The 23,185-nt window shown below is 59.2% G+C and carries 23 protein-coding genes and 1 other RNA gene; 6 read left to right on the forward strand and 18 right to left on the reverse strand.

From position 1 onward, the window contains the following. Nucleotides 1-5: 5 nt before the first annotated feature. From mraY to rsmI, 9 genes are all read right to left on the reverse strand, one after another. Nucleotides 6-1,088 (reverse strand): phospho-N-acetylmuramoyl-pentapeptide-transferase, encoded by a 1,083-nt coding sequence (gene mraY, locus PCPL58_RS22740; RefSeq protein ID WP_003431468.1) that lies wholly within the window; start codon nt 1,086-1,088, stop codon nt 6-8. Beyond that, nucleotides 1,088-2,458 (reverse strand): UDP-N-acetylmuramoyl-tripeptide--D-alanyl-D-alanine ligase, encoded by a 1,371-nt coding sequence (locus tag PCPL58_RS22745; protein WP_065350507.1) that lies wholly within the window; start codon nt 2,456-2,458, stop codon nt 1,088-1,090. Before PCPL58_RS22745 ends, mraY begins: the two co-directional genes overlap by 1 nt. Next, entirely contained in the window at nt 2,451-3,914 is a 1,464-nt protein-coding gene (locus PCPL58_RS22750) for a UDP-N-acetylmuramoyl-L-alanyl-D-glutamate--2,6-diaminopimelate ligase (protein WP_044308990.1), read from the reverse strand. The genes PCPL58_RS22745 and PCPL58_RS22750 overlap by 8 nt, the downstream gene beginning before the upstream one ends. Next, a complete protein-coding gene (locus PCPL58_RS22755) occupies nt 3,914-5,641 on the reverse strand; it encodes a peptidoglycan D,D-transpeptidase FtsI family protein (RefSeq protein WP_010427469.1) in 1,728 nt (575 codons plus the stop codon). Before PCPL58_RS22755 ends, PCPL58_RS22750 begins: the two co-directional genes overlap by 1 nt. Then, the gene (gene ftsL, locus PCPL58_RS22760) at nt 5,641-5,934 is read right to left on the reverse strand and encodes a cell division protein FtsL (RefSeq protein ID WP_003340690.1); all 294 of its coding nucleotides are present in this window, start codon (nt 5,932-5,934) and stop codon (nt 5,641-5,643) included. The genes PCPL58_RS22755 and ftsL overlap by 1 nt, the downstream gene beginning before the upstream one ends. Beyond that, nucleotides 5,931-6,872, reverse strand: coding sequence for a 16S rRNA (cytosine(1402)-N(4))-methyltransferase RsmH (gene rsmH, locus PCPL58_RS22765; RefSeq protein ID WP_074805056.1), 942 nt, complete (start codon nt 6,870-6,872; stop codon nt 5,931-5,933). The genes ftsL and rsmH overlap by 4 nt, the downstream gene beginning before the upstream one ends. A 2-nt stretch (nt 6,873-6,874) precedes the next feature. Beyond that, a complete protein-coding gene (mraZ, locus tag PCPL58_RS22770; protein WP_002555055.1) occupies nt 6,875-7,330 on the reverse strand; it encodes a division/cell wall cluster transcriptional repressor MraZ in 456 nt (151 codons plus the stop codon). A gap of 307 nt (nt 7,331-7,637) precedes the next feature. Further along, an RNA gene (gene rnpB, locus PCPL58_RS22775) (RNase P RNA component class A) lies at nt 7,638-7,995 on the reverse strand. A gap of 86 nt (nt 7,996-8,081) precedes the next feature. Beyond that, nucleotides 8,082-8,951, reverse strand: a complete 870-nt coding sequence (gene rsmI / locus PCPL58_RS22780; RefSeq protein ID WP_003431476.1) for a 16S rRNA (cytidine(1402)-2'-O)-methyltransferase — start codon at nt 8,949-8,951, stop codon at nt 8,082-8,084. A 280-nt stretch (nt 8,952-9,231) separates the two neighbouring features. Between rsmI and PCPL58_RS22785 the strand changes: the two genes are divergently transcribed. The 4 genes from PCPL58_RS22785 (at nt 9,232) to PCPL58_RS22800 (ending at nt 12,754) form a co-directional block, all read left to right on the forward strand. Next, the gene (locus PCPL58_RS22785) at nt 9,232-11,046 is read left to right on the forward strand and encodes a penicillin-binding protein activator (RefSeq protein ID WP_065350508.1); all 1,815 of its coding nucleotides are present in this window, start codon (nt 9,232-9,234) and stop codon (nt 11,044-11,046) included. Further along, nucleotides 11,043-11,417 (forward strand): YraN family protein, encoded by a 375-nt coding sequence (locus tag PCPL58_RS22790; protein WP_172666106.1) that lies wholly within the window; start codon nt 11,043-11,045, stop codon nt 11,415-11,417. Before PCPL58_RS22785 ends, PCPL58_RS22790 begins: the two co-directional genes overlap by 4 nt. A gap of 168 nt (nt 11,418-11,585) precedes the next feature. After that, nucleotides 11,586-12,179, forward strand: coding sequence for a phosphoheptose isomerase (locus PCPL58_RS22795; protein WP_065350509.1), 594 nt, complete (start codon nt 11,586-11,588; stop codon nt 12,177-12,179). Further along, the gene (locus PCPL58_RS22800) at nt 12,176-12,754 is read left to right on the forward strand and encodes a BON domain-containing protein (RefSeq protein ID WP_065350510.1); all 579 of its coding nucleotides are present in this window, start codon (nt 12,176-12,178) and stop codon (nt 12,752-12,754) included. The genes PCPL58_RS22795 and PCPL58_RS22800 overlap by 4 nt, the downstream gene beginning before the upstream one ends. 59 nt (nt 12,755-12,813) lie before the next feature. Here PCPL58_RS22800 and PCPL58_RS22805 read toward each other — a convergent pair whose 3' ends face one another. The 4 genes from PCPL58_RS22805 to rplM form a co-directional block, all read right to left on the reverse strand. Beyond that, entirely contained in the window at nt 12,814-13,239 is a 426-nt protein-coding gene (locus PCPL58_RS22805) for a ClpXP protease specificity-enhancing factor (protein WP_065350511.1), read from the reverse strand. A 17-nt stretch (nt 13,240-13,256) separates the two neighbouring features. Next, nucleotides 13,257-13,874 (reverse strand): glutathione S-transferase N-terminal domain-containing protein, encoded by a 618-nt coding sequence (locus PCPL58_RS22810; RefSeq protein ID WP_065350512.1) that lies wholly within the window; start codon nt 13,872-13,874, stop codon nt 13,257-13,259. Nucleotides 13,875-14,155: 281 nt separating this feature from the next. After that, a complete protein-coding gene (gene rpsI, locus PCPL58_RS22815; RefSeq protein WP_002555064.1) occupies nt 14,156-14,548 on the reverse strand; it encodes a 30S ribosomal protein S9 in 393 nt (130 codons plus the stop codon). Between the two features lie 14 nt (nt 14,549-14,562). Then, nucleotides 14,563-14,991: a 50S ribosomal protein L13 gene (gene rplM, locus PCPL58_RS22820; RefSeq protein WP_002555065.1), complete on the reverse strand. Its 429-nt coding sequence runs from the start codon at nt 14,989-14,991 to the stop codon at nt 14,563-14,565. 494 nt (nt 14,992-15,485) lie between these two features. Here rplM and PCPL58_RS22825 point away from each other — a divergent pair, with 494 nt between their 5' ends. Further along, on the forward strand, nt 15,486-16,391 hold the full coding sequence (locus PCPL58_RS22825; RefSeq protein WP_162273835.1) for a GlxA family transcriptional regulator: 906 nt from the start codon (nt 15,486-15,488) through the stop codon (nt 16,389-16,391). A 57-nt stretch (nt 16,392-16,448) separates the two neighbouring features. On the opposite strand, the gene zapE is transcribed toward PCPL58_RS22825, so the two are convergent. The 3 genes from zapE to PCPL58_RS22840 all read right to left on the reverse strand — a co-directional run bounded on the left by zapE (nt 16,449) and on the right by PCPL58_RS22840 (nt 19,623). Beyond that, nucleotides 16,449-17,543, reverse strand: coding sequence for a cell division protein ZapE (gene zapE / locus PCPL58_RS22830; RefSeq protein ID WP_003340671.1), 1,095 nt, complete (start codon nt 17,541-17,543; stop codon nt 16,449-16,451). Nucleotides 17,544-17,605: 62 nt separating this feature from the next. Beyond that, nucleotides 17,606-18,955 carry a tryptophan--tRNA ligase gene (locus tag PCPL58_RS22835; protein ID WP_065350514.1) on the reverse strand — a complete coding sequence of 450 codons (1,350 nt, stop codon included), beginning with the start codon at nt 18,953-18,955 and terminating at the stop codon, nt 17,606-17,608. A gap of 38 nt (nt 18,956-18,993) precedes the next feature. Further along, on the reverse strand, nt 18,994-19,623 hold the full coding sequence (locus tag PCPL58_RS22840) for an alpha/beta hydrolase (protein ID WP_065350515.1): 630 nt from the start codon (nt 19,621-19,623) through the stop codon (nt 18,994-18,996). A gap of 145 nt (nt 19,624-19,768) precedes the next feature. Here PCPL58_RS22840 and PCPL58_RS22845 point away from each other — a divergent pair, with 145 nt between their 5' ends. Continuing rightward, complete coding sequence (locus tag PCPL58_RS22845) at nt 19,769-20,212, forward strand: Z-ring associated ZapG family protein (protein ID WP_003364066.1); 444 nt, start codon at nt 19,769-19,771, stop codon at nt 20,210-20,212. A 112-nt stretch (nt 20,213-20,324) separates the two neighbouring features. Here the strand turns inward: PCPL58_RS22845 and cysN are convergent, their stop codons facing one another. Both cysN and cysD read right to left on the reverse strand, forming a co-directional pair. Beyond that, the gene (gene cysN, locus PCPL58_RS22850; RefSeq protein WP_003364069.1) at nt 20,325-22,223 is read right to left on the reverse strand and encodes a sulfate adenylyltransferase subunit CysN; all 1,899 of its coding nucleotides are present in this window, start codon (nt 22,221-22,223) and stop codon (nt 20,325-20,327) included. Nucleotides 22,224-22,233: 10 nt separating this feature from the next. Then, nucleotides 22,234-23,151 (reverse strand): sulfate adenylyltransferase subunit CysD, encoded by a 918-nt coding sequence (gene cysD / locus PCPL58_RS22855; RefSeq protein ID WP_003313577.1) that lies wholly within the window; start codon nt 23,149-23,151, stop codon nt 22,234-22,236. Nucleotides 23,152-23,185 lie beyond the last annotated feature (34 nt).

The following is a 23,185-nucleotide window of genomic DNA, read 5'->3' on the forward strand; positions in this document are numbered from 1 at the left end:
TCGTTCTACCTCAGTTTCAGCGTGGCAAGGCCAATGAGCACCAGAATCACGGTGATGATCCAGAAACGGACGATCACACGTGGCTCGGGCCAGCCTTTGAGTTCAAAGTGGTGGTGGATCGGCGCCATGCGGAATACGCGGCGGCCGGTAAGTTTGAAAGACGCAACCTGAATGACCACTGAAAGGGTTTCCATCACGAACACGCCACCCATGATGAACAGGACCATTTCCTGACGAACGATCACCGCCATGGTGCCCAGCGCCGCGCCGAGTGCCAGCGCACCGACGTCGCCCATGAACACCTGCGCCGGATACGTGTTGAACCAGAGGAACCCGAGCCCGGCGCCAATCAGCGCCCCAGAGAACACAATCAGCTCGCCCGCCCCCGGCACGTAGGGAATCAGCAGGTATTCAGCAAATTTCACGTTACCCGACAGGTAGCAGAAGATGCCCAAGGCACCGCCTACCATCACCGTCGGCATGATCGCCAGACCATCCAGCCCGTCAGTCAGGTTGACTGCATTGCTGGAGCCGACAATCACGAAATAGGTCAACACGATGAAACCGATACCGAGCGGGATACGCACATCCTTGAGCATCGGCACGATCAGCGTGGTTTCAGTCGCCGACGGTGCAGTCGTATAAAGGAAGATCGCTGCACAGAGGCCAAAAACCGACTGCCAGAAATACTTCCAGCGGCTCGGCAGGCCTCGGGAATTCTTTTCGATCACCTTGCGGTAGTCATCGACCCAGCCGATGGCGCCGAACAACAGTGTCACCAGCAACACAACCCATACGTAACGGTTGCTCAGGTCAGCCCACAGCAATGTACTGATACCGATGGACGACAGGATCAGCGCCCCACCCATGGTCGGCGTACCCGACTTGGACAGGTGCGATTGCGGACCATCGTTGCGCACCGACTGACCGATCTGACGCATCTGCAGGGTGCGGATCATCCACGGCCCCAGGCACAGCGACAGCGTCAGGGCGGTGAGCACGCCAAGGATCCCGCGCAATGACAGGTACTGAAAGACCGCGAAGCCTTTGTAGAACTGTTGTAAAAACTCGGCCAACAGCAGCAGCATTAATGTTTCTCCAGGCTAGAACCGCACAAGGCAGCCACGACGTGTTCCATCGCAGCGCTACGCGAGCCCTTGATCAGTAAAGTGGTATCAGGATTCTGCTCGGCGCCCAGCGCCGCGATCAGTTCAGCCTGACTGGCAAAGTGGTAAGCGTGCTCGCCGAAGGCGCTGACGGCGTGAGTCATCAATGGCCCGACGGCATACAGCGCCGACACCTTGCCAGCGGCATAGGCGCCCACTTCGCGATGGCCCTGCTCGGCCCATTCGCCCAGCTCACCGATGTCACCCAGCACCAGTACTGTACGACCGGTGAAGCCGGTGAGGATGTCAACGGCCGCGTTGATCGAGGCAGGGTTGGCGTTGTAGGTGTCATCGATGACGCGCATGCCATTGCTGGCGATTTGCGCCACGGCACGGCCCTTGACCGGCTGCACGTTGTTCAGCCCGGTGACGATCCCTTCCAGCGGCACGCCCATTGCGCAGCCCGCAGCCGCAGCGGCCAAGGCGTTGGACACATTGTGTGTGCCGAGCAGGTTCAACTGGACCCGGGCATTGCCGAGCGGGCTGTTGAGGGTAAAAGCCGGGCAGCCCCGAGCATCACGGCTCAGCTCGCTGGCGTACACGTCAGCCGCAGAGTCGGTCAGTGCGAAGGTCAGGACATTGCGATCGCCGGCGCGCTTGCGCCAGATCGGAAACGCCTTGTCTTCCAGATTCAATACTGCAGTGCCACCCGCGCCGAGACCTTCGAGAATCTCGCCCTTGGCTTCGACAATTCTGTCCGGGCCGCCGAACTCGCCGACGTGGGCAGTTCCGGCGTTGGTGATCATGGCGACGTGCGGCTTGGCGAGGCTTACGGTGTAGGCAATCTCGCCGACCCGCGACGCACCCAGCTCGATCACAGCGGACGTGTATTCGGGGGCCAGTTCCAGCAGAGTCAGTGGAACGCCCAATTCGTTGTTCAGGTTGCCTCGGGTCGCCAGCACGGGGCCGCGCGTGCGCAGGATGCTCGCGAGCATTTCCTTGACCGTGGTCTTGCCACTGGAGCCGGTGACTGCAGCAACCGGCCGGTCGACGAATGCATTGCGATTCATGGCACCCAGTTGGGCAAGCGCCTTGCGGGTATCCAGCACGACCAGTTGCGGCAAGGCGGCGCCCTGCACTTCGCGCTCGACCAGAGCACCGACCGCGCCTTTGGCAGCCACTTGATCGAGGTATTCATGACCGTCAAAACGCGGCCCGGTCAGGGCTACGAACAGCTGGCCTGGCTCGATGCCACGGCTGTCGGTGCTCACGCCGGAAAAGCTGCAGTCGCCCCCGACCAGACGCGCATCGAGTGGTACAACCAGTTCGCTGAAGGTCATTGGCTTAAGCATTTGCAGGCTCCCATATGGCAAGCGCGCTGGCGGCTTCTTGCAAATCGGAGAATGGCTGCCGCTGACCATTGATTTCCTGATAGTCCTCGTGGCCCTTGCCGGCGAGCACTACGACGTCATCGGCATTGGCGCTGGCAATCAGTTCGGCAATGGCCTGACCGCGACCTTCGATGAAACGCACCTTGTCGACAGCAGCGAAGCCAGGGCGAATATCGTCAAAAATACTGGCTGGCGATTCGGAGCGCGGGTTGTCGTCGGTGACCCACGCACCGTCTGCCAGGCGTTCGACCACTTCAGCCATCAGCGGACGCTTGCCGCGATCACGATCACCGCCGCAGCCGAACAGGCACAACAGACGGCCTTTGGCGTGCGGGCGCAGTGCTTCGAGGACTTTTTCCAGCGCATCCGGAGTATGCGCGTAATCGACAACCACCAGCGGCTTGTCGGCACCACCCAGACGCTGCATGCGCCCGACCGGGCCTTCGAGTTTCGGCAGCACCTTGAGAATTTCGTCCAGCGCGTAATCCAGGCCCAGCAAAGCGCCGACCGCAGCCAGCACGTTGCTCAGGTTGAAGCGACCCAGCAGGCTGCTGCGCAGGAAATGCTCGCCCTGAGGCGTGACCAACGTAGCGCGCACGCCATCATCATCGAATTTCGCATCGCGGCAATACAGGTAGGCCGAGCTATCCAGCTGGCTATAGGTGATCAACCGCGACTCTTGCTTGATACCGGCCAGTTCACGACCGAAAGTATCATCCAGGTTGATTACCCGGCATTTCAGGTTGGACCATGCAAACAGCTTGGCCTTGGCGGCAGCGTACGCTTCCATGGTGCCGTGATAATCCAGGTGATCACGGGACAGATTGGTCAGCACCGCCACATCAAACGCCAGCGCCGTCGCCCGCCCTTGATCCAGCCCATGAGACGACACTTCCATCGCCACTGCGCGCGCACCGGCCTTTTTCAGATCGGCCAGCGTCGCCTGAACGGCAATCGGGTCAGGCGTGGTATGACGGCCGCTTTGTAGCGCGCCGTAGAATCCTGTGCCCAGTGTGCCGACGATGCCGCAGTGCTGACCCAGCGCATCAAGCGCCTGCGCAACCAGCTGGGTGACGCTGGTCTTGCCGTTGGTGCCGGTAACACCTACCAGATTCAGACTGCGACTCGGGTCGCCGTAGAAGCGGCCGGCAATATCGGACAACTGCGCGGCGAGCCCCTTGACCGGGATCAGCGGCACGTCAGTGATCGGCAGAACGGTCGAGCCTTCGACTTCGTACGCCACAGCCGCCGCGCCACGCTTGAGCGCGTCGGCAATATGCGCACGGCCATCGACCTTGATACCCGGTATGGCTAGAAACAGATCACCCGGACGGACATTGCGACTGTCGAGAGTCAACTCGCGAATCAGCGCATCGCGGTCGGTGTGAGCGAAAATCTTGCTCAGATTAAAGGCCATCAACCACGCCCTCCTTTGGCTGCCGGTGCGGCGTTGACTTGTTCAGGTGGCGCAAGGTTGTCCGGCGTCACGTTCATCAGACGCAACGTGCCGGACATGACCTTGCTGAATACCGGGGCCGAAACCAGACCACCGTAGTAACCACCCTTGCTCGGCTCGTCGATGACGACCACGATGGCGTAACGCGGGTTACTCATCGGGCCAAAACCGGCGAACAGCGAGCGATAGGAGTTTTCCGCGTAGCCCTTGGTACCGATGGACGTCTTACGCGCCGTACCACTCTTGCCACCGACGTGGTAAGACGGTACACGGGCGCGATAGACGCCGCGCGGGTCCTCGATAACCTGCTGCAACATGCCTTGCAGGGTCTTGGCGGTTTTCTCCGGAATGGCCTGGGTCGATTCCGGCTCTTTATCTGTTTTCAGAATGGTCAACGGCACAATGCGGCCATTGTTGGCCAGCGCGCCGTAGGCATGCACCAGCTGCAAAGCCGTGACCGACAAACCGTAGCCATAGGACAGCGTGGCGGTTTCAGCCTTGCGCCATTCGCGGTAGTTGGGCAGGTTGCCGACGCGCTCGCCAGGGAAGCCAAGGCCGGTGTACTGACCGAAACCGACGCGCTGCATGGCACGAAAGATCGCCTCACCGCCCACATCGAACGCAACCTTGCTCATGCCGACGTTACTGGAGTTGATCAGAATGCCGGTCAGATCGAGGATCGGGCCTTCGGTCTTGGTCACGTCACGAATCGTGTATTTGCCGATCTGCAGGGTGCCCGGATAAACCTCGACCTTGTCGGTCGGCTTCCAGCGGCCACTGTCCAGCGCCGCGGTCATGGAGATCGGCTTCATGGTCGAACCAGGTTCGAACACGTCGATGATGGCCCGGTTGCGCATGGCGGCAGGCACCATGGTGCGGCGGTTGTTCGGGTTGTAGGTCGGCTGGTTGACCATCGCCAGCACCTCACCGGTCTTGACGTCCATGATCACCATGCTGCCGGCCTTGGCCTCGTTCTCGACGATGGCATTGCGCAGTTCACGGGTCGCCAGGTACTGCAGGCGCAGGTCAATGGACAAAGCCAAGGTCTTTCCGGCCTTGGCATTCTTGGTGACCTGAACATCCTTGATCAGTCGACCGCGCCGGTCCTTGATGACCTGACGTTTGCCGGGCACACCGGCGAGCCAGTCGTCATACGCCAGCTCGACGCCTTCGCGGCCATGGTCATCAAGGTCGGTAAAGCCGACCATGTGTGCGGTGACATCGCCGGCCGGATAAAAGCGGCGGAATTCTTCGATGCCGTAGACACCCGGTACTTTCAGGTCGATGACCGACTGGCCCTGCTCTGGCGTCAGGCCACGGACCAGATAGATGAATTCCTTGTTCGCCTGCGAGTCCAGACGCTCGGTCAATGCCTTGAGATCCTGACCCAGCGCGGCTGCCAGCATCGGCCACTTGGATTTGTCCTGCTGCATTTCACGCGGGTTGGCCCACAGCGTCGTCACCGGAGTACTGACCGCCAGCGGCTCGCCGTTACGGTCGGTGATCAGGCCACGGTGCGCCGGAATAGGGATATGCCGAAGGCTGCGTGCATCGCCTTGCTCTTTAAGAAAGGTATGGTCGATGACCTGCAGGTCGACGATGCGCCAGCAAATGGCGAGCACGAGGGATACCAGCAGCCCTACGACTACGCGAAAACGCCACGGATAAAGAGCGCCATCGAGCTTCATCATGGCGCCACCATCCGTACTTCGGCAGCGCTCGGGATGCGCATCTTCAGTTGTTCGGTGGCCAGAGTCTCGATACGGCTGTGTGCAGTCCAGGTGCTCTGCTCAAGAATCAGCCGGCCCCACTCTGCCTGCGCCTTGTCGCGCACGCTCATTTCCGAATACAGCGAGTTGAGCAGTTGACGATTCCAATGTGCGCTATAGGAAACGCCAATCGCCGAAATCAGGACAGCAATGAACAGCAGCAGCATAATGAAGCTGCCGCCGGGCAGAGGTTTCAGAAACAGACGGCTCACCTGAGCTTCTCCGCTACACGCATGACAGCACTGCGCGAGCGCGGGTTGGCTTTGGTTTCGACATCAGAGGCGAACTGGGCCTTGCCGTGAATTTTGATTTTCGGTTCGAACGGCTTGAACTGGATCGGCAGATTGCGCGGCATGTTGTCGGCTTCGCCCTTGGCGAGCTTGCGCATGAACAACTTGACGATGCGGTCTTCCAGCGAGTGAAAGCTGATGACGACCAGACGGCCGCCCACTTCCAGCGCATCCAGAGCCGCTTCGAGACCGGCTTCCAGATCGCCCAATTCGTTGTTTACGTGAATACGCAGGCCCTGAAAGGCACGCGTTGCAGGATTCTTGCCCTTTTCCCAGGCAGGGTTGGCGACCTTGAGCACTTCTGCCAGATCGGCTGTGCGCTCGAAAGGCTGGACTTCGCGGCGCGCGACGACCGCATTGGCCATCCGCTTGGCAAATCGCTCTTCGCCGTATTCCTTGAAAACGCGGGCAATTTCTTCAGCCGGTGCAGTCGCGATGAACTCGGCAGCGCTCACGCCACGGGTCGGGTCCATGCGCATGTCCAGAGGACCGTCGTTCATGAAGCTGAAACCGCGCTCGGGATCATCCAGCTGCGGGGAAGACACACCCAGATCCAGCAGAATGCCACTGACCTTGCCCGCCAAACCGCGTTCCTGAGTCTCGGATCCCAATTCGGCAAAGCTGCGCTGCACAATGACAAAGCGGCCGTCTTCGGCCGCTAGCGCTTGCCCGGTGGCAATCGCTTGAGGGTCCTTGTCGAATCCCAGGAGCCGACCCTCTGGGCCCAGCTGGCTGAGTATCAGACGACTATGCCCGCCACGCCCGAACGTGCCGTCCAGGTAGCAGCCATCGGCGCGCACCGCGAGAGCCTCCACGGCTTCTTCAAGCAGCACGGTGATGTGGGTAAAGCCGCTATTCATAGTCACAGGATCAAATCACGTAATTCGTCGGGCATCGCGCCAGGTTTTTGAATGGCAGCCAGGTCAGCATCAGCAAGAGCATTCCAGGCGTCCTCGTCCCACAGTTGAAACTTGTTGAGCTGGCCCACCAGCATTACGCGCTTATCCAGCCTGGCGTACTCGCGCAGGCGCGGCGGCACCAGAAAACGCCCACTCCCGTCGAGCTCCAGATCGACAGCATTACCAATCAGAAGCCTTTGCAGACGGCGGTTCTCTTCACGAAACGTCGCCAGATCACGAAGTTTTGCTTCTATCAGCTCCCACTCGGAAAGCGGATAAAGGCAAAGGCATGGATCAACGGCATCAATGGTCACGATAAGTTGGCCGGCGCTACGCGAATCCAACTCGTCACGGTACCGACTCGGCATAGCGAGACGGCCCTTGGCATCGAGATTGATCGCATTGGCACCACGGAACACAGGCGCATTCTCCGAATATTAGCTTTTTGCGCTAAAAAAACCCACTTCGTGCCACTTTCTGCCACTTGCGCACACTATAGGAACGCGCCCACCACACCGTCAAGGCACGGTCTTAAGGAAAACCCTTACATTTCGGAGATTTAGGAGAGGTATCAGGGCTAAAAAGGTAATTTTGCGAAGGAACTGACGGATAAATCCCACACAGCTCAAATCGTTGCGATTCAAAGTTAATGTGATTTATGAGCTGTAAGATTTTTTTGGTATTACGGAGGGGTTTTGCTGCGTGAAACGAAGGGGAAGAAAAAAGGTGGAGAGTCGATCTGTAAGCCGGGTTCTGTCGAGAACAGTCATTCCTCTACGACGGCCATCACTGGACGCCTTTAGCAACCTACCCGGTTCCAGCGCGGGCCACGCCTAGGAACCCTATTTGGTCTTGCTCCGAGTGGGGTTTACCTTGCCACGAACTGTTACCAGACGTGCGGTGCGCTCTTACCGCACCTTTTCACCCTTACCGGCACCGAAGCGCTTAGGCGGTTATTTTCTGTGGCACTTTCCGTAGGCTCGCGCCTCCCAGGCGTTACCTGGCACTCCGCCCTATGGAGCCCGGACTTTCCTCCCCCCCTTGTTGCGGAACAACAAGAGGCAGCGACTGTCCAATCGACTCTCCGCCGACAAGGTTAGCGGCACACGCCATCAAGAACAAGCTTTAATAGCATTGTGTGGCTCGCTTACCCCCTTCAAAAGCAGCCCGTTACTCCTTCTGTTTCTCCAGCGCCACCTGATACAGCAGGTTCTTGCGCACGCCGGTTATTTCGGCTGCCAGCGCTGCGGCGCGCTTGAGCGGCATCTCTGCAAGCAGCAGATCCAGCACCCGACGAGCCTCTTCACCAATGACATCTTCGTCATCCGGCGGCGTCCAGCCAGCCACCAGCACCACGCATTCTCCGCGCTGCTGATTACTGTCCGACTCGACGAATGCACGCAGCTCACCCAAAGGCAGACCCTTGAGGGTTTCGAAAGTTTTGGTTATTTCACGCGCCAGCAAGGCCTGACGGTCAGCACCGAAGACCAGCTCCATATCCTGCAGGCACTCCAGGATGCGGTGCGGCGCTTCATAGTAGATCAGCGTGCGCGGCTCTTCCCTGACACGCTCGAGCCTGGCCTTGCGACCCGCAGCCTTGGCCGGAAGAAAACCTTCGAAAATGAATCGATCTGACGGCAGCCCGGCCGCAGACAGAGCCGCAATCAAGGCACACGCGCCCGGCACCGGTACAACCTGAACACCTGCGGCACGCGCCTGACGCACCAGGTGATAACCGGGGTCGGAGATCAATGGCGTGCCGGCATCGGAAATCAGCGCAACGTCATCACCGGCCAGCAGACGTGTAATGAAGCGACTACCCTCATCACGTTCGTTATGTTCGTGACAGGCTGCCAATGGAGTCGAGATGCCGAAGTGCTGCATCAGCCGTGCGGAATGGCGCGTGTCTTCAGCTGCGATCAGCGCGACCTCACGCAACACCTTCAAGGCTCGCACACTCATGTCGTCCAGATTGCCGATGGGAGTCGCCACTACATAAAGCGAACCCGGAGTGGAATTCGAAACAACCGGAACAGTCAAAACGCAAACCTCGCAGGTTATAACAGGTGCTTGGAAAAACTGCATTGTACAGGCTGCGGCGCGGCGGAACGGTTCGCGCGTCAGGATGCCGACAAAAAAGGAATGAAAACATGTTCAGACCCGAGCAAGAAACGCGGCGCACCTCTCCAATTGAACGATTTGGCCGCCAGATGACCTTAACGCGACTGATATCACGGCTTTAAATACCTTCGACATCGCACCCCGGCCAGCGCTTGGGTACAATCCCCCGTTAATTCGCTCGAGTTTCAGGAACATACCAATGATCGCTTGTCTGCGGCTGCTCTCTGCCCTCTGCCTCGCTGCCCTCCTTGCAGCCTGTGCCAGCTCGCCCTCGTCCAGCCTTGGCGAGCTGCCTCGAACCCCTGATGCCAGCATCGAGCAACTGCTCGAGCAGGCCGCCAGCGCCAAAACCCCCGAGCAGGCCGCAACGCTGCGCTTGAGTGCGGCCGATCTGGCCAGCCGCCAGAATGACGCAGGACGCGCCGCGCAAATCCTTGGACAGGTGCAAATCGATCAACTCAAGCCCGGCTTGCAGGTTTTCGCCAGCACACTGTCCGCCGAACTGGCGATGGGCCGTAATCAACCCAAGGCAGCGCTGACCGCCCTGAATCATCCAAGCATGCAGCGCCTGGGCGAGCTGTCGGTCGAGCAGCAGATTCGCACGCACATGGTCAAGGCACGCGCTCTTGAAGCCGATGGCCAGGCGCTCGCAGCCGCCAATGAACGTGTTTACGCCGGCCCGTTGCTGCAAGGCGCAGACGCCAGCGCCAACAATGACGCGATCTGGACACTGGTCTCTGCCCTGCCTGCCGAGCAACTGCAGAGCACAGCGACCGACGATATGGGCGGCTGGCTGAACCTGGCTCGCTCGATCAAGGGCGCAGGCACGCTTGAGCAGCAACAGACTGCCATCGACAGCTGGAAAGCGCAGAATCCGAAACACCCTGCTGCACTGCAACTGCCAACCGCTCTCGCGCAGCTGCGTGCACTGACCAGCGAGCCGATTACCAAAATTGCCCTGCTGCTGCCGCAGGATGGCCAATTGGCCGCAGTCGCCAAGGCGCTGCGCGAAGGCTTCATGGCCGCGCACTTCCAGGCTCAGCAAGCAGGCGAGAATCCTCCGGCCATTCAGGTCTTCGACAGCTCGCGAATCACCTCGATGGACGAGTTCTACCGTCAGGCTCAGGCCGCTGGTGTGCAGCTGGTCGTCGGTCCGCTGGAAAAGAATCTCGTCAAACAACTGAACAGCCGTCAGCAGTTGCCTATCACTACACTGGCGCTGAACTACAGCGATACCAGCAATGAAGGCCCGGCGCAGCTGTATCAGTTCGGCCTGGCCGCAGAAGACGAAGCCCGCGAGGTTGCTCGTCGTGCCTGGGCGGACGGCAAGCGCAGCGCCGTGGCGATGGTTCCGAAAGGTGAGTGGGGCGACCGCGTGCTGGATGCCTTCCGCAAGAGCTGGCAAGCCAAGGGCGGTACGCTGATCGCTGCAGAGCACGTTGATCAGCCGGTAGAACTGGCACAGCAGGTCGCCGACCTGTTCCAGCTGCGCAATAGCGAAGGCCGCGCTCAGCGCCTGCAAAGCACGGCCGGCACTCAGATCGCAGCTCAGCCGAGCCGTCGCCAGGACATCGACTTCATGTTCCTCGCCGCGACGCCACAACAAGCGCAACAGATCAAACCCACCATGGTCTTCCAGTACGCCGGTGACGTTCCGGTCTATGCCACTTCGCACTTGTTCACCAACAGCAACGATCACGCCCAATACATGGACCTGAATGGCGTGCGCTTCTGCGAAACGCCATGGCTGCTGAACGCCGAAGACCCGCTGCGCCAGCAGGTCACCGCGCAATGGCCACAGGCTGCAGGCAGCCTGGGTCGCCTGTATGCGATGGGTATCGACGCGTATCGCCTGGCGCCGCGCCTCGCTCAACTCAAGGCGATGCCTGACAGCCGCATTGACGGGCTGTCCGGTAGCCTCAGCCTGAACCCTGGCCGCCGCGTCGAACGCCAGCTGCCATGGGCCGAGTTCGTCGACGGCAAGATCCAGCGCCTGCCGGACACCGCTCCTTGATGCAACGCAGCACCCGCCAGCAAGCAGGGCGCGAGGCCGAAGCCTTCGCCCTGCAGTTTTTGCAACAGCAGGGCCTGCGCCTGATTGAACAAAACTGGTTATGCAAACGCGGCGAGCTTGATCTAGTCATGCTTGACGGCGATACAGTAGTATTCGTCGAAGTTCGCTACCGGCGCCACTCAGGCTGGGGCGGCGCCATGGAAAGCGTCGATTTTCGCAAGCAGGAGAAACTCGTCACAGCCGCACAGCTTTTTCTTCAGCACGCAACGGCATGGGCCAATCACCCCTGCCGTTTCGACGTGATCGCCATTGAAGGCGAGCCCGGCAAGGCCGCACCACTGAACTGGATCAAGAGCGCTTTTGACAGCTGACCTGGCGCAGTGAAGCAGCAATCCGACTTGAGTCATGACCTGCAACACACTAACCGTCACCGATTTCGCTATTTGTTTTGCCGGCCGCACACCTTGTGTGCCGGATAGCTCCCGGGAGAACCCGGCGCATCCGTCCCGCCGCCGTACGCTCTAATTAAGGTCACATTGATGGACATGCAATCCCGAATTCGCCGGCTGTTCCAGGCCAGCATCGAAACCAAGCAACAGGCGATGGAAGTCCTTGCACCCTATATCGAGCAAGCCAGTCAGGTCATGGTCAATGCCCTGCTCAACGAGGGCAAGATGCTCGCGTGCGGCAACGGCGGGTCGGCTGGCGATGCACAGCACTTTTCCTCGGAACTGCTCAACCGTTTCGAGCGCGAGCGGCCGAGCCTGCCAGCCATCGCACTGACCACCGACAGCTCGACGATCACCTCGATCGCCAACGATTACAGCTACAACGAAATCTTCTCCAAACAGATTCGCGCGCTGGGTCAGCCAGGCGATGTGTTGCTGGCCATTTCCACCAGCGGCAACTCGGCGAATATTATTCAAGCCATCCAGGCCGCACATGATCGCGAAATGATTGTCGTAGCATTGACAGGACGCGACGGTGGCGGCATGGCCTCGCTGCTATTGCCCGAGGATGTGGAGATCCGCGTACCCGCCAATGTCACGGCACGCATACAAGAAGTCCATCTGCTGGCGATCCATTGCCTTTGCGATTTGATCGACAGCCAACTGTTCGGGAGTGAAGAATGACCCCTAATCGTCTCAGCCTACTGGTTCTGACACTGTGCCTCAGCATCACCGGATGCAGTTCGGTGATCACGGCCACTCGCGAAAAACCGATCGAAGACGATCGCGGCACGCGCACCTTCGGCAGCAAGATCGACGATTCACTGATCGAGACCAAGGCAGCCGTCAACATCTCCAAGGCCAACCCTGACCTTGCAGAGGGCTCGCACATCGTCGTGACCAGCTTCAACGGCATCGTGCTGCTGGCTGGCCAGACACCGCGTGCCGACCTCAAGGCAATGGCCGAACAGGCCGCCAGCGCCGTTCAGCGCGTCAAGAAGGTCAACAACGAACTGCAGGTGATGGCACCCTCCTCGCTGCTGGCGCGCAACAATGATGCCTGGCTGACCACCAAGATCAAAAGCCAGATGATCGCTGACGCATCCATTCCCGGCTCGCGCATCAAGGTGGTGACCGAGAACGGCATCGTCTTCCTGCTGGGCCTGGTAACCCAGGACGGAGCTAATCGCGCCACCAACCTGGTACAGGGCGTCTCCGGCGTGCAGAAGATCGTCAAACTCTTCGAGTACATCGACTAACGGGTAACCGACAGGCATGAAAAAGGCGATCCGAAGATCGCCTTTTTTATTGCCGGTTTTTACTTCACGACCTTCAGACTCGGCCTACCACTCGGACGAGGCGGTTCGCTGTCTGGCGGAGGCGTATCGTCTTCGATCTCGATCTCGATCTCGATTTCCTCGCCCTCTTCCATGGAAGGCTCCAGATCGAAAACCATGCCCTGACCGTTCTCGCGGGCATAAATACCCAGGATGGCAGCGACAGGTACATAAAGCGTGTGCGGCACACCGCCGAAGCGGCCTTCGAAGCTCACCGCTTCGTTATCCATATGCAGATGACGCACGGCACTCGGCGAAACATTCAGGACAATCTGCCCGTCATTGGCAAATCCTTGCGGGACCTGCACCGACGGGTAATCCGCATTGACCAGCACATGCGGGGTGCAATCGTTATCGACGATCCACTCGTAAAGAGCACGAACAAGATAAGGGCGACTGGAGTTCATTAACGGCTCCTTAAGCCTTAGCGCATTTCACGTTCGGCAGCAGACAGACTCGCCTGAAAAGCCTCACGCGCAAATTGGCGCTCCATGTAATCAAGCAGCGGCTTGGCAGGCCGCGGCAATTCAATACCCAAAATTGGCAAACGCCAGAGTATGGGGAGTAGACAGCAGTCAACAAGACTTAGCTCGTCGCTCATGAAAAAAGCTTTTTCCGCGAACAACGGAGAAACCCCGGCCAGACTCTCGCGGAGCTCCTTGCGCGCCTGAACACGAGCAGGGTCTTTGCTGCGCGTATCCAGAATCAGGTCGACAAGGCCACACCAGTCTCTCTGGATACGATGGATCAGCAAACGACTGTTGGCACGGGCAACCGGATAGACAGGCAGCAGAGGCGGATGTGGATAGCGCTCATCCAGATACTCCATCACCACGGTCGACTCGTACAACGCCAGGTCACGATCGACGAGGGTCGGCACGCTGCCGTATGGATTTACTTCAATCAGCTGCGGCGGATGACGACCTGCCACCACTTCAATGATTTCGGCGCTGACACCCTTCTCGGCGAGCACAATGCGTACGCGATGAGAATAGTGGTCGGCGGGGTCGGAGTAGCAGGCCAACCGGTTGGTCACGCCCATGGCGGTCCTCCTCGCTTGTTAAAATTTATCGGACAGACGAACGAACGCGCTTCAAGGGCGCATCCGATAATGAACACAACATGACAGGCGTTCGTCGCGGGCCACAAGATAGCTCATTTACGCGATGTAAATTCCGTAATCTTCGTCGAAAGGCGGATAAATTTCACAATATCGACGTAAAATGAGCAACGCAAAAACATCATGACCGTAAAAATCACGCCCATAAAAAAACGCCCAGCCCCGCGAGGGGATGGACGTTCTTTCTTTGAACGAAGAGCGTATTAACGCTTCGAGTACTGCGGACGCTTACGCGCTTTACGCAGACCGACTTTCTTACGCTCAACTTCACGAGCATCGCGAGTCACGAAGCCTGCTTTACGCAGAGCACCGCGCAGTGTCTCGTCGTACTGCATCAGAGCGCGAGTGATACCGTGGCGGATTGCGCCAGCCTGACCACTTACGCCGCCACCGATAACGGTGACGTAGATGTCGAACTTTTCAACGGTCTCGGTCAGTTCCAGCGGCTGACGAACTACCATGCGAGCAGTTTCGCGGCCGAAGAAATTGTCCAGGGAGCGGTTGTTGATCGAGATGTTACCAGTACCCGGACGCAGGAAAACGCGAGCGGTTGCGGTCTTGCGACGGCCAGTGCCGTAATTTTGAGTCGCCGACATAATGAACTATTCCGTTAAAACTTCAGTTCTTGGGGCTGCTGAGCAGTATGAGGGTGTACAGCGCCCGCATAGACTTTCAGCTTACGATACATGTCGCGACCCAGCGGGTTCTTAGGCAGCATGCCTTTGACCGCGGTCTCGATCACGCGCTCAGGAGCTTTGGCGATCAGCTTTTCGAAGTTGATCGACTTGATCCCGCCCGGAAAACCGGAGTGTGAGTAGTAGATCTTGTCGGTGGTCTTGGCACCAGTAACGCGGATCTGCTCGGCATTGATCACGACGATGTAGTCGCCGGTATCAACGTGCGGAGTGTATTCCGGTTTGTGCTTGCCACGCAGACGGCTCGCGATTTCGGTGGCCAGACGACCCAGGGTCTGACCAGCAGCGTCGACGACGAACCAGTCGCGCTTAACTGTTTCCGGTTTAGCAGTAAAAGTTTTCATTCTTTATAGCCTCAGGGGCCGCCCTGAAAATTAGACGGCGGATCTTACTGAATAGTGCGTACTTTGACAAGTCAAAGGCAGCCGGAAACAGACGCTATCGGGGGCTCGGGTCAGCGCGTCCGTTATACGGCAAGATTCTTCGGCAGACGGCGCATCACTTCCACTGCAAAGAGCTGGCGGATTATACAGACTGTAAAAATAACCTCAACCGGATTTTTTGTTCACATTCTGTTTATTGCCTGCGAGGCGTGGATTGGCGGATATTGAGCCTCTTAGCACAAAGCCATCATGGGTGCCCTGCCAAGGGGCTCCACGTAACGAGACTGGACAGTTTTGGCAAAAAATAAGACGATCCAGCCGTAGCTTGACCATTTACCCATATAAGAATAACGATTATGCCGATCCGACACGCCACTCTTCTGCGCCGCGTAAGTATTCTGACCACGGACAAGATGTTTGCCTCCACTGTCATGCAGGCCAAGGACTTCTTCCACCTGGCGAGCCTGCGCTACAGCAAGCAACTGGGCCACGGCCTGGTGCCCGCCTTCGAAACGCGCCTGGTCAGCCCCGACGGGCTGCCTGTCAGCAGCTTCAGCGATGTCACCCTGCCGGTCGACGGCGCGCTGTGCCAGAGCGACATTATCGTCATCCCGGCCTTCTGGGACGATTTTGAAACCCTCTGTCAGCGCTATCCACAGATCCTGCCGTGGTTGCGCGAACAGCACGCCAACGGCGCCGTACTCTGCGCCGAAGCCACCGGCGTCTACTGGCTTGCCGAAGCCGGTTTGCTGGACGGCAAGGAAGCGACGACCTACTGGCGTTTTTTCAGCGCATTTGCCGAGCGCTATCCCAAGGTCCTGCTCAATCAGGAGAAGCACCTTACCGACGCCGACAACGTGTATTGCGCGGGCGGCACGACCTCAGCCTGCGATCTGTATATTTATCTGATCGAGCGCTTCTGCGGCGCCAATGTCGCCCAGGCCGTCGCCCGCGACATCCTCTATGAAGTGCGTCGCACCTACTCGCCGGGGCGAATCGGTTTTGGCGGTCAGAAGCTTCATCAGGACGTGATCATCCTGCAGATTCAGCACTGGCTGGAAGAGCACTTTGCCGACAAGTTCCGCTTTGAAGACGTGGCCCGCGAGCATGGCATGAGCATTCGCAATTTCATGCGCCGCTTTCAGACCGCCACGGGCGACAAGCCACTGCATTACCTGCAACGACTGCGGATCGAAACGGCGAAGGGATTGCTCTCTGGGACGCGCAAGAGCATCAAGACCATCAGCTATGAAGTGGGCTACGACGACGCCAGCTTCTTTGCCCGACTGTTCCGCCAGCACACCGAGCTGTCACCCAATCAGTACCGGCAACAGTTCGAAGGCCATAAAGAGCGGCTTTGAGGTACAAGGCGCAGCGTGATCGAGCTTCAGGCCTGTCGCCTGAAGCTCGCCGCATTGCTAAGGCTTGTGCGCCCGCGAGAGGAATTCGTGGGATTGCATTTCCAGCAGGCGGCTGAGGGTACGCTGGAACTCGAACATCAACCGGCCGCCGGTGTACAGGTCCTTCAATTCAACCTCGGCCGAGATGATCAGCTTGACGTTGCGATCGTAGAACTCGTCGACCATGTTGATAAAGCGCCGGGCGATGTCGTCAGTAGCAACGTCCATCTGCTCGACGCCGCTGATCAGCACGGCATGGAAGATCTTGCCCAGCTCGATGTAATCGTTCTGACTGCGCGGGCCGTCGCACAACTCGCGGAAGTCGAACCAGGCCACATCATCACAGGTGCGCAGCGCGCGGATCTCGCGGTTTTCGATCATCAACACATCGTTTTCGATGGTTTCTGCGCAATCCGGCGTCAGGGCCTTGAAGCTCTTACGCAGGCTTTCCTGTGCAACTTCGTTAAGCGGAAAGTGGAACAGTTCGGCCTGCTCCAGGTGGCGCAGACGGTAATCGACGCCACTGTCGACGTTGACGATGTCGGTGTTCTGCTTGATCAGCGCGATGGCCGGCAGGAAACGCGCCCGCTGCAGGCCGTCCTTGTACAGGCCGTCCGGGACGATGTTGGACGTAGCCACAAGCGTCACGCCGTTCTTGAACAGCTCTTCCATCAGCGTGCCGAGGATCATGGCATCGGTGATATCGGAGACGAAAAATTCGTCGAAGCAGATGACCCGCGCCTCGTCGGAAAACCGCCTGGCGATGATCGTCAGCGGGTTTTTCTCGCCCTTGAGGGTCTTCATCTCTTCGTGCACGCGCTTCATGAAGCGGTGGAAGTGCGTACGGACCTTGTCCTGGAACGGCAGTGCGTCGAAGAACGTATCGACCAGATACGTCTTGCCGCGGCCTACGCCACCCCAGAAGTACAGCCCCTTGACCAGCGTCTGCTCTTTCTTGCCGAACAGTTTGCCGAACAGGCCAGGCTTGCTGTCGTGAGCGGCGATCAGATCGTCGTACAGGCGCTGCAGATGACGCACAGCGTTTTCCTGCGCGGCATCGTGAAAGAAGTCCGGGCGTTTCAGATCAGCTTGATATCGTTCTAGGGGCGTCATAATTCGTTAGCAAGGCAACAAAAACGGGTCGTCACTGTAGCGACGACCCCGGGGATTGGCAATCAGTCCTGTTGAGGAGCGAGCGCCAGCTTGAGAGTTTCGATGGCACTGTCGCGCGCGGCAGCGTCGGCGAATACCGGACTGTCCGCCACACAGGCGCCGTCCAGCCACAGCGTGAAGCGATCGTCTTCGCTGCGCAGGTCCAGTTCGCCGCCCTGCTGCAACTGCTTGCTGACCACGCCTGCAGCCTTGCCATCGGCAAAGTTGCGCGACAACAGCAACTGCTCGCCATCGGCTGCCAGCAGGCGGAAACGGAAGCTGCCGTCGTCTTCACGGAAGCTGACGAAACGAACGCCCTTGCTCGCCTTTTTCTTGCCGGTGTCGGCGTTCTGCACCACGGTACGGAACGACCGCAGGCCCACCGCCTCGCGCAATTGCTCGAGGAACGGAGTGGCGACGCGACGGGCTTTCTGCGCGCCAGCGAGCAGGATGTCTTCGAGATCGGCAGGACGCTCGATCAGCCCCAGATACTTTTCACGGGGTTCGCTCAGTTGTGCATCCAGCAACGTGAACAGACGATTCTTGGCTTCGCCCCAGCCCAGGCCCTGCAACAGGTCAGAGCGGAATTCAGCGCACTGCTCGGCCGTCGAGAACGCCTGGTACAGAGTAAACAGGTGCGAGGTGTCCGGGTCTTTCGCTTCGCCCGGCGCACGCGAGTCGGTGACGATGCGCGATATCGCGCTTTTCATGTCCTTGGCACCGCTGAACAACGGGATGGTGTTGTCGTAGCTCTTGGACATCTTGCGACCGTCCAGGCCTGGCAGCGTGGCTACGCTCTCTTCGATCAATGCCTCGGGCATGACGAAGAACTCCTTGCCATTGCCGAACAGGTGATTGAAACGCTGGCCGATGTCACGGGCCATTTCAACGTGCTGAATCTGATCACGCCCTACCGGAACCTGATGCGCATTGAACATCAGGATGTCGGCAGCCATCAGCACCGGGTAGCTGTACAGCCCCATGGTGATGCCTGCATCCGGGTCTTCGCCACCTTCCACGTTCTTGTCCACCGACGCCTTGTAGGCGTGGGCGCGATTGAGCAGGCCCTTGGCCGCGACGCAGGTGAGCAGCCAGGTCAGTTCCGGGATTTCAGGAATGTCCGACTGGCGATAGAAGGTCACACGATCAACGTCCAGCCCCGCTGCCAGCCAGGTCGCGGCGATTTCCAGACGCGAGCGCTGAATGCGCAGCGGGTCATCGCATTTGATCAGCGCGTGGTAGTCGGCCAGAAAGTAGAACGAGTCGAAATCGCTCTGACGGCTGGCGACAATGGCCGGGCGAATGGCGCCCGCGTAGTTGCCCAGATGGGGAGTGCCGGTGGTCGTGATACCGGTCAGGATACGAGTGGTCATGGCAGGTCGCTTATCAATAGGATGCAATACGGCTGCAATCAGCTGGAAAGTCGCGGCAGGAGCAGATCTTTCAGATCAGTCAGCTTGCCGTGAAAAAAGTGTCCGCATTCTGCCACTTTCAGCAGCTCATGGGGACGTTGCAACGCGGCGGACCATGCATAGACGGTCTCGGGCTCGATCACTTCGTCGTTCTCGGGCTGAATGATCGTCAGCGGGCAAGCCTGGGGCAGCACGCTCTGATCCTCGAGCCGCGAAGCCGCAGCAGCAACCAGAAACACGTGCGTGAGCTTTTCACCCTGCGCTTCCAGCCTGCCACCCAGGTTTACAGCAACGTAGCCGCCAAAGGAAAATCCGAACAGGGTCATCGGCAGATCCGGATGTTGCGCCCGCAGCCATCGGGCGGCAGCCTGGGCATCATCAATCTCGCCCGGCCCGGCAACCGACGTACCGGCACTGGCGCCGACGCCGCGATAATTGAAGCGCAATGTGATCAAACCCTGATCGCGAGCGGTGCGCTGCAACGTCGAAACGACTTTATTGAGCATCGTTCCGCCCTGTATCGGGTTAGGATGGCAGATCAGTGCAACACCTCGGGCGTCGGGGACGTCCTGATACAGCGCTTCGAGCTGGCCCTCAGGGCCATCGATAAATAATGGGGTTTCACGCATGAGCAAAACAGAACTCCGTGACCTCGAAATGGGTCGACTCGTCTAGCTGATTGTCTGCGGCATGCATATCAACGATACGTCGCGGGTATACAGCGCAGGTTCGAGCCGTTAACGTAAAGCAAAGCCGTTTATAGAGGAAGGACTCGTGGAACACTCGCTCTTAGTCTGGTTGTTGCCGACGCTCGCCCTGGTGGCCGGTGTCGTCATTGGTTTTCTGGTGGCACGCCTGCTGCCCAACACCGTTCCGAACAGCACCCAGCGCCAGCTGGATGACATTCAGGAGCGTTTCGACACCTATCAGAACGAGGTAGTCACGCACTTCAACAGCACGGCCAATCTGGTACAAAAGCTTTCACAGAGCTATCAGGATGTTCAGGAACACCTTGCCGAGGGCGCCAACCGCCTGGCTCTCGACGAGCTGACCCGCCAACGCCTGCTGGCCGCCCTGCACCCTGAGGCCAATCATGCGCACCGCGATCATCGCGACCGCCTGACCCCGCCACGCGACACTGAAACACCCAAGGACTACGCCCCCAAGTCTCCCAACACCCCGGGCATGCTGGATGAGCATTACGGCTTGAAGAAGTAAGCTTTCGCAGCCACACAAAAAGCCCGCCGCAGAGAGCATCTGCGGCGGGCTTTTTTGTGGGATCGAAACTGCAATCCCTTGCAGATGTAAGCCCCTTGCTAGAGGCTATGAATCAGATCGCGCCGCGGCTGCGCAGCAGATCCAGCACCTGCCTGACGCTTTCTTCGACGTTGAGTGTCTGCGTGTCGATCACCAGATCGGCATTCAGCGGCACGTCATACGGGAAGGACTCGCCAGGAATGTTGTCGCCGTCGGCGGCATACAGGCCCTGTGGATCACGCTCGCGGCAGACCGCTGGCGATGCCTGCACATAGACCGTGAGCAAACGATCCTTGCCGATCAGCGCCTTGGCGCGCTCACGCCCTTCGGCGTCCGGCGCAACGAATGCGGCCAGAGTCAGCAGGCCGGCTTCGTTGAACTGACGCGCCACATGAGCAGCACGGCTCCAGTTCTCGGTACGACCGGCACGATCCTGTGGCAAGCCCTTGTTCAGGTCATGACGCAGGTTCTGACCGTCCAGTACATAGACCGCACGGCCCATGTCGAACAGCTTGCGCTCGACCGCATAGGCCAGCGTGCTTTTGCCCGCGCCGGACAGGCCGCTGAACAACACGGTGGCCGGTTGCTGACCGAAGCGCTGCGCGCGCTCCTCTGTGGAGACGTGAGCCAGTTCGCCATGGTGCTGCGATCCGCCACCTGAAACCGGCTTGGCGATGATCATGCCCGCCGCAACGGTGCCATTGGTCAGACGATCGATGACGATGAACGAACCCGTGGTGCGGTTGCTGCTGTAGCCGTCCAGCGCGATGGGCGCATCGAGGCTGACCTTGACGCGGCCGATCTCGTTCAGTTGCAACGAGCTGGCAGGGCCTTCCTCCAGTGTGTTCACATCGACCCGGTGGGTGATGCTGGCAATCGAGCCCGGCACATAGCTGGTGGCGCGCTTGATGTCGTACTTCTTGCCCGGCAGCATCGGCTCTTCGGCCATCCACACCAGCATGGCCTCGAACGCATCGCTGACCTGCGGAACGTTGTCGGCATGCACCAGCAGGTCACCACGGGAAATGTCGATCTCGTCTTCCATGGTCAGCGTCACTGCCTGGCCCGGCCCGGCCTGCTCCAGCTCACCTTCAAAGGTGACGATGGACTTCACACGGCTGCTCTTGCCCGATGGCAGCACGACGATCTCGTCGCCCTTGTGCACGATGCCGCTGGCCAGCGTACCGGCGAAGCCACGGAAGTTCAGGTTCGGACGGTTGACGTACTGCACCGGGAAACGCAGGTCCGCATAGTTGCGGTCGCTGGCGATTTCGACCGTTTCGAGAATTTCCATCAACGACTGGCCGGTGTACCACGGCGAACGCTCGCTCTTGTTCACCACGTTGTCGCCCTTGAGCGCCGACATCGGCACAAAAGCCATGGTGGTCGGCTTGAACGCGATACCCTCGGCGAACTTCAGGTAATCGGCCTTGATCGACTCGAACACGCCCTCATCAAAGCCATTGAGGTCCATCTTGTTGATGGCGACGACGATGTGCTTGATGCCCAGCAGCGAAGCGATGTAGCTGTGACGACGGGTCTGGGTCTGCACGCCATAGCGCGCGTCCACCAGAATGATCGCCAGGTCACAGGTCGACGCGCCGGTCGCCATGTTGCGAGTGTACTGCTCATGGCCCGGCGTATCGGCAATGATGAACTTGCGCTTGGCCGTGGAGAAATAGCGATAGGCGACATCGATGGTGATGCCCTGCTCCCGCTCGGCCTGCAGACCATCCACCAGCAACGCCAGATCGACGTCATCGCCAGTGGTGCCGGACTTCTTCGAGTCACGGGTGATGGCTTCCAGGTGATCTTCGTAGATCATCTTGGAGTCGTGCAGCAGACGCCCGATCAGCGTGCTCTTGCCGTCATCGACGTTGCCACAGGTAAGAAAGCGCAGCATTTCCTTGCGTTCGTGCTGGCCCAGGTAGGCGAGGATGTCCTCGCTGATCAAATCAGATTGATGCGACATGTGACACCCCTTAGAAATAACCCTGACGTTTCTTTTCTTCCATCGAGCCAGCGCCGTCATGGTCAATGACCCGGCCCTGGCGCTCGGAAGTTCGCGTCAGCAACATTTCCTGAATGATGTCGGTCAGGCTGGTCGCTTCGGACTCGACAGCACCGGTCAGCGGGTAGCAGCCGAGGGTGCGGAAACGGACCTTTTTCTTGACGATGCGCGACTTCTCTTCATCGGTGAGATGCTCGAGGATGCGCTCGTCGTCGATCATGATCAGCGTGCCGTTCTTCTCGATGACGTCGCGCTCGGCGGCGAAATACAGCGGCACGATCGGGATGCCTTCGAGGTAGATGTACTGCCAGATGTCCAGCTCGGTCCAGTTGGAGAGCGGGAACACACGGATCGACTCGCCTTTGTTGACGTTGCCGTTGTAGACGTTCCACAGCTCGGGACGCTGGTTTTTCGGGTCCCAGCGGTGCTTGCTGTCGCGGAACGAGTAGACGCGTTCCTTGGCCCGGGACTTTTCTTCATCGCGTCGGGCACCGCCAAAGGCGGCGTCGAAACCATGCTTGTCGAGCGCCTGCTTCAGGCCCTCGGTCTTCATGATGTCGGTGTGTTTGGCACTGCCGTGGGTGAACGGGTTGATGCCCTGTGCCACGCCATCGGGGTTGATGTGGGTGATCAGGTCCAGCCCCATTTCCTCGACCATCTGGTCGCGGAAGCGATACATCTCCTGGAATTTCCAGCGCGTATCGACGTGCATGACCGGGAATGGCAGTTTACCGGGGAAGAATGCCTTGCGCGCCAGGTGCAGCATCACGGCCGAATCCTTGCCGATCGAGTACAGCATCACCGGGTTATCGAACTCGGCGGCGACCTCGCGGATGATGTGGATGCTTTCCGCCTCCAGCTGTTTCAGATGCGTCAGTTTGTCAACCATGGCTACTCACGGATTGCGTTCGTTATGGACCGGG

Origin of the sequence: Pseudomonas cerasi, assembly GCF_900074915.1 — a bacterium.
Taxonomy (GTDB): domain Bacteria; phylum Pseudomonadota; class Gammaproteobacteria; order Pseudomonadales; family Pseudomonadaceae; genus Aquipseudomonas; species Aquipseudomonas cerasi.

Excerpts from the sequence above, each read along its gene's own strand:
- PCPL58_RS22750 (WP_044308990.1), bottom strand. The coding sequence starts at position 3,914 with ATGGCCTTTAATCTGAGCAAGATTTTCGCTCACACCGACCGCGATGCG.
- PCPL58_RS22800 (WP_065350510.1), top strand. The coding sequence starts at position 12,176 with ATGACCCCTAATCGTCTCAGCCTACTGGTTCTGACACTGTGCCTCAGC.
- cysD (WP_003313577.1), bottom strand. The coding sequence starts at position 23,151 with ATGGTTGACAAACTGACGCATCTGAAACAGCTGGAGGCGGAAAGCATC.
- mraY (WP_003431468.1), bottom strand. The coding sequence starts at position 1,088 with ATGCTGCTGCTGTTGGCCGAGTTTTTACAACAGTTCTACAAAGGCTTC.
- PCPL58_RS22805 (WP_065350511.1), bottom strand. The coding sequence starts at position 13,239 with ATGAACTCCAGTCGCCCTTATCTTGTTCGTGCTCTTTACGAGTGGATC.
- rplM (WP_002555065.1), bottom strand. The coding sequence starts at position 14,991 with ATGAAAACTTTTACTGCTAAACCGGAAACAGTTAAGCGCGACTGGTTC.
- PCPL58_RS22840 (WP_065350515.1), bottom strand. The coding sequence starts at position 19,623 with ATGCGTGAAACCCCATTATTTATCGATGGCCCTGAGGGCCAGCTCGAA.
- PCPL58_RS22755 (WP_010427469.1), bottom strand. The coding sequence starts at position 5,641 with ATGAAGCTCGATGGCGCTCTTTATCCGTGGCGTTTTCGCGTAGTCGTA.
- rpsI (WP_002555064.1), bottom strand. The coding sequence starts at position 14,548 with ATGTCGGCGACTCAAAATTACGGCACTGGCCGTCGCAAGACCGCAACC.
- cysN (WP_003364069.1), bottom strand. The coding sequence starts at position 22,223 with ATGTCGCATCAATCTGATTTGATCAGCGAGGACATCCTCGCCTACCTG.
- PCPL58_RS22795 (WP_065350509.1), top strand. The coding sequence starts at position 11,586 with ATGGACATGCAATCCCGAATTCGCCGGCTGTTCCAGGCCAGCATCGAA.
- PCPL58_RS22745 (WP_065350507.1), bottom strand. The coding sequence starts at position 2,458 with ATGCTTAAGCCAATGACCTTCAGCGAACTGGTTGTACCACTCGATGCG.
- PCPL58_RS22785 (WP_065350508.1), top strand. The coding sequence starts at position 9,232 with ATGATCGCTTGTCTGCGGCTGCTCTCTGCCCTCTGCCTCGCTGCCCTC.
- PCPL58_RS22835 (WP_065350514.1), bottom strand. The coding sequence starts at position 18,955 with ATGACCACTCGTATCCTGACCGGTATCACGACCACCGGCACTCCCCAT.
- rsmH (WP_074805056.1), bottom strand. The coding sequence starts at position 6,872 with ATGAATAGCGGCTTTACCCACATCACCGTGCTGCTTGAAGAAGCCGTG.
- PCPL58_RS22810 (WP_065350512.1), bottom strand. The coding sequence starts at position 13,874 with ATGGGCGTGACCAACCGGTTGGCCTGCTACTCCGACCCCGCCGACCAC.
- zapE (WP_003340671.1), bottom strand. The coding sequence starts at position 17,543 with ATGACGCCCCTAGAACGATATCAAGCTGATCTGAAACGCCCGGACTTC.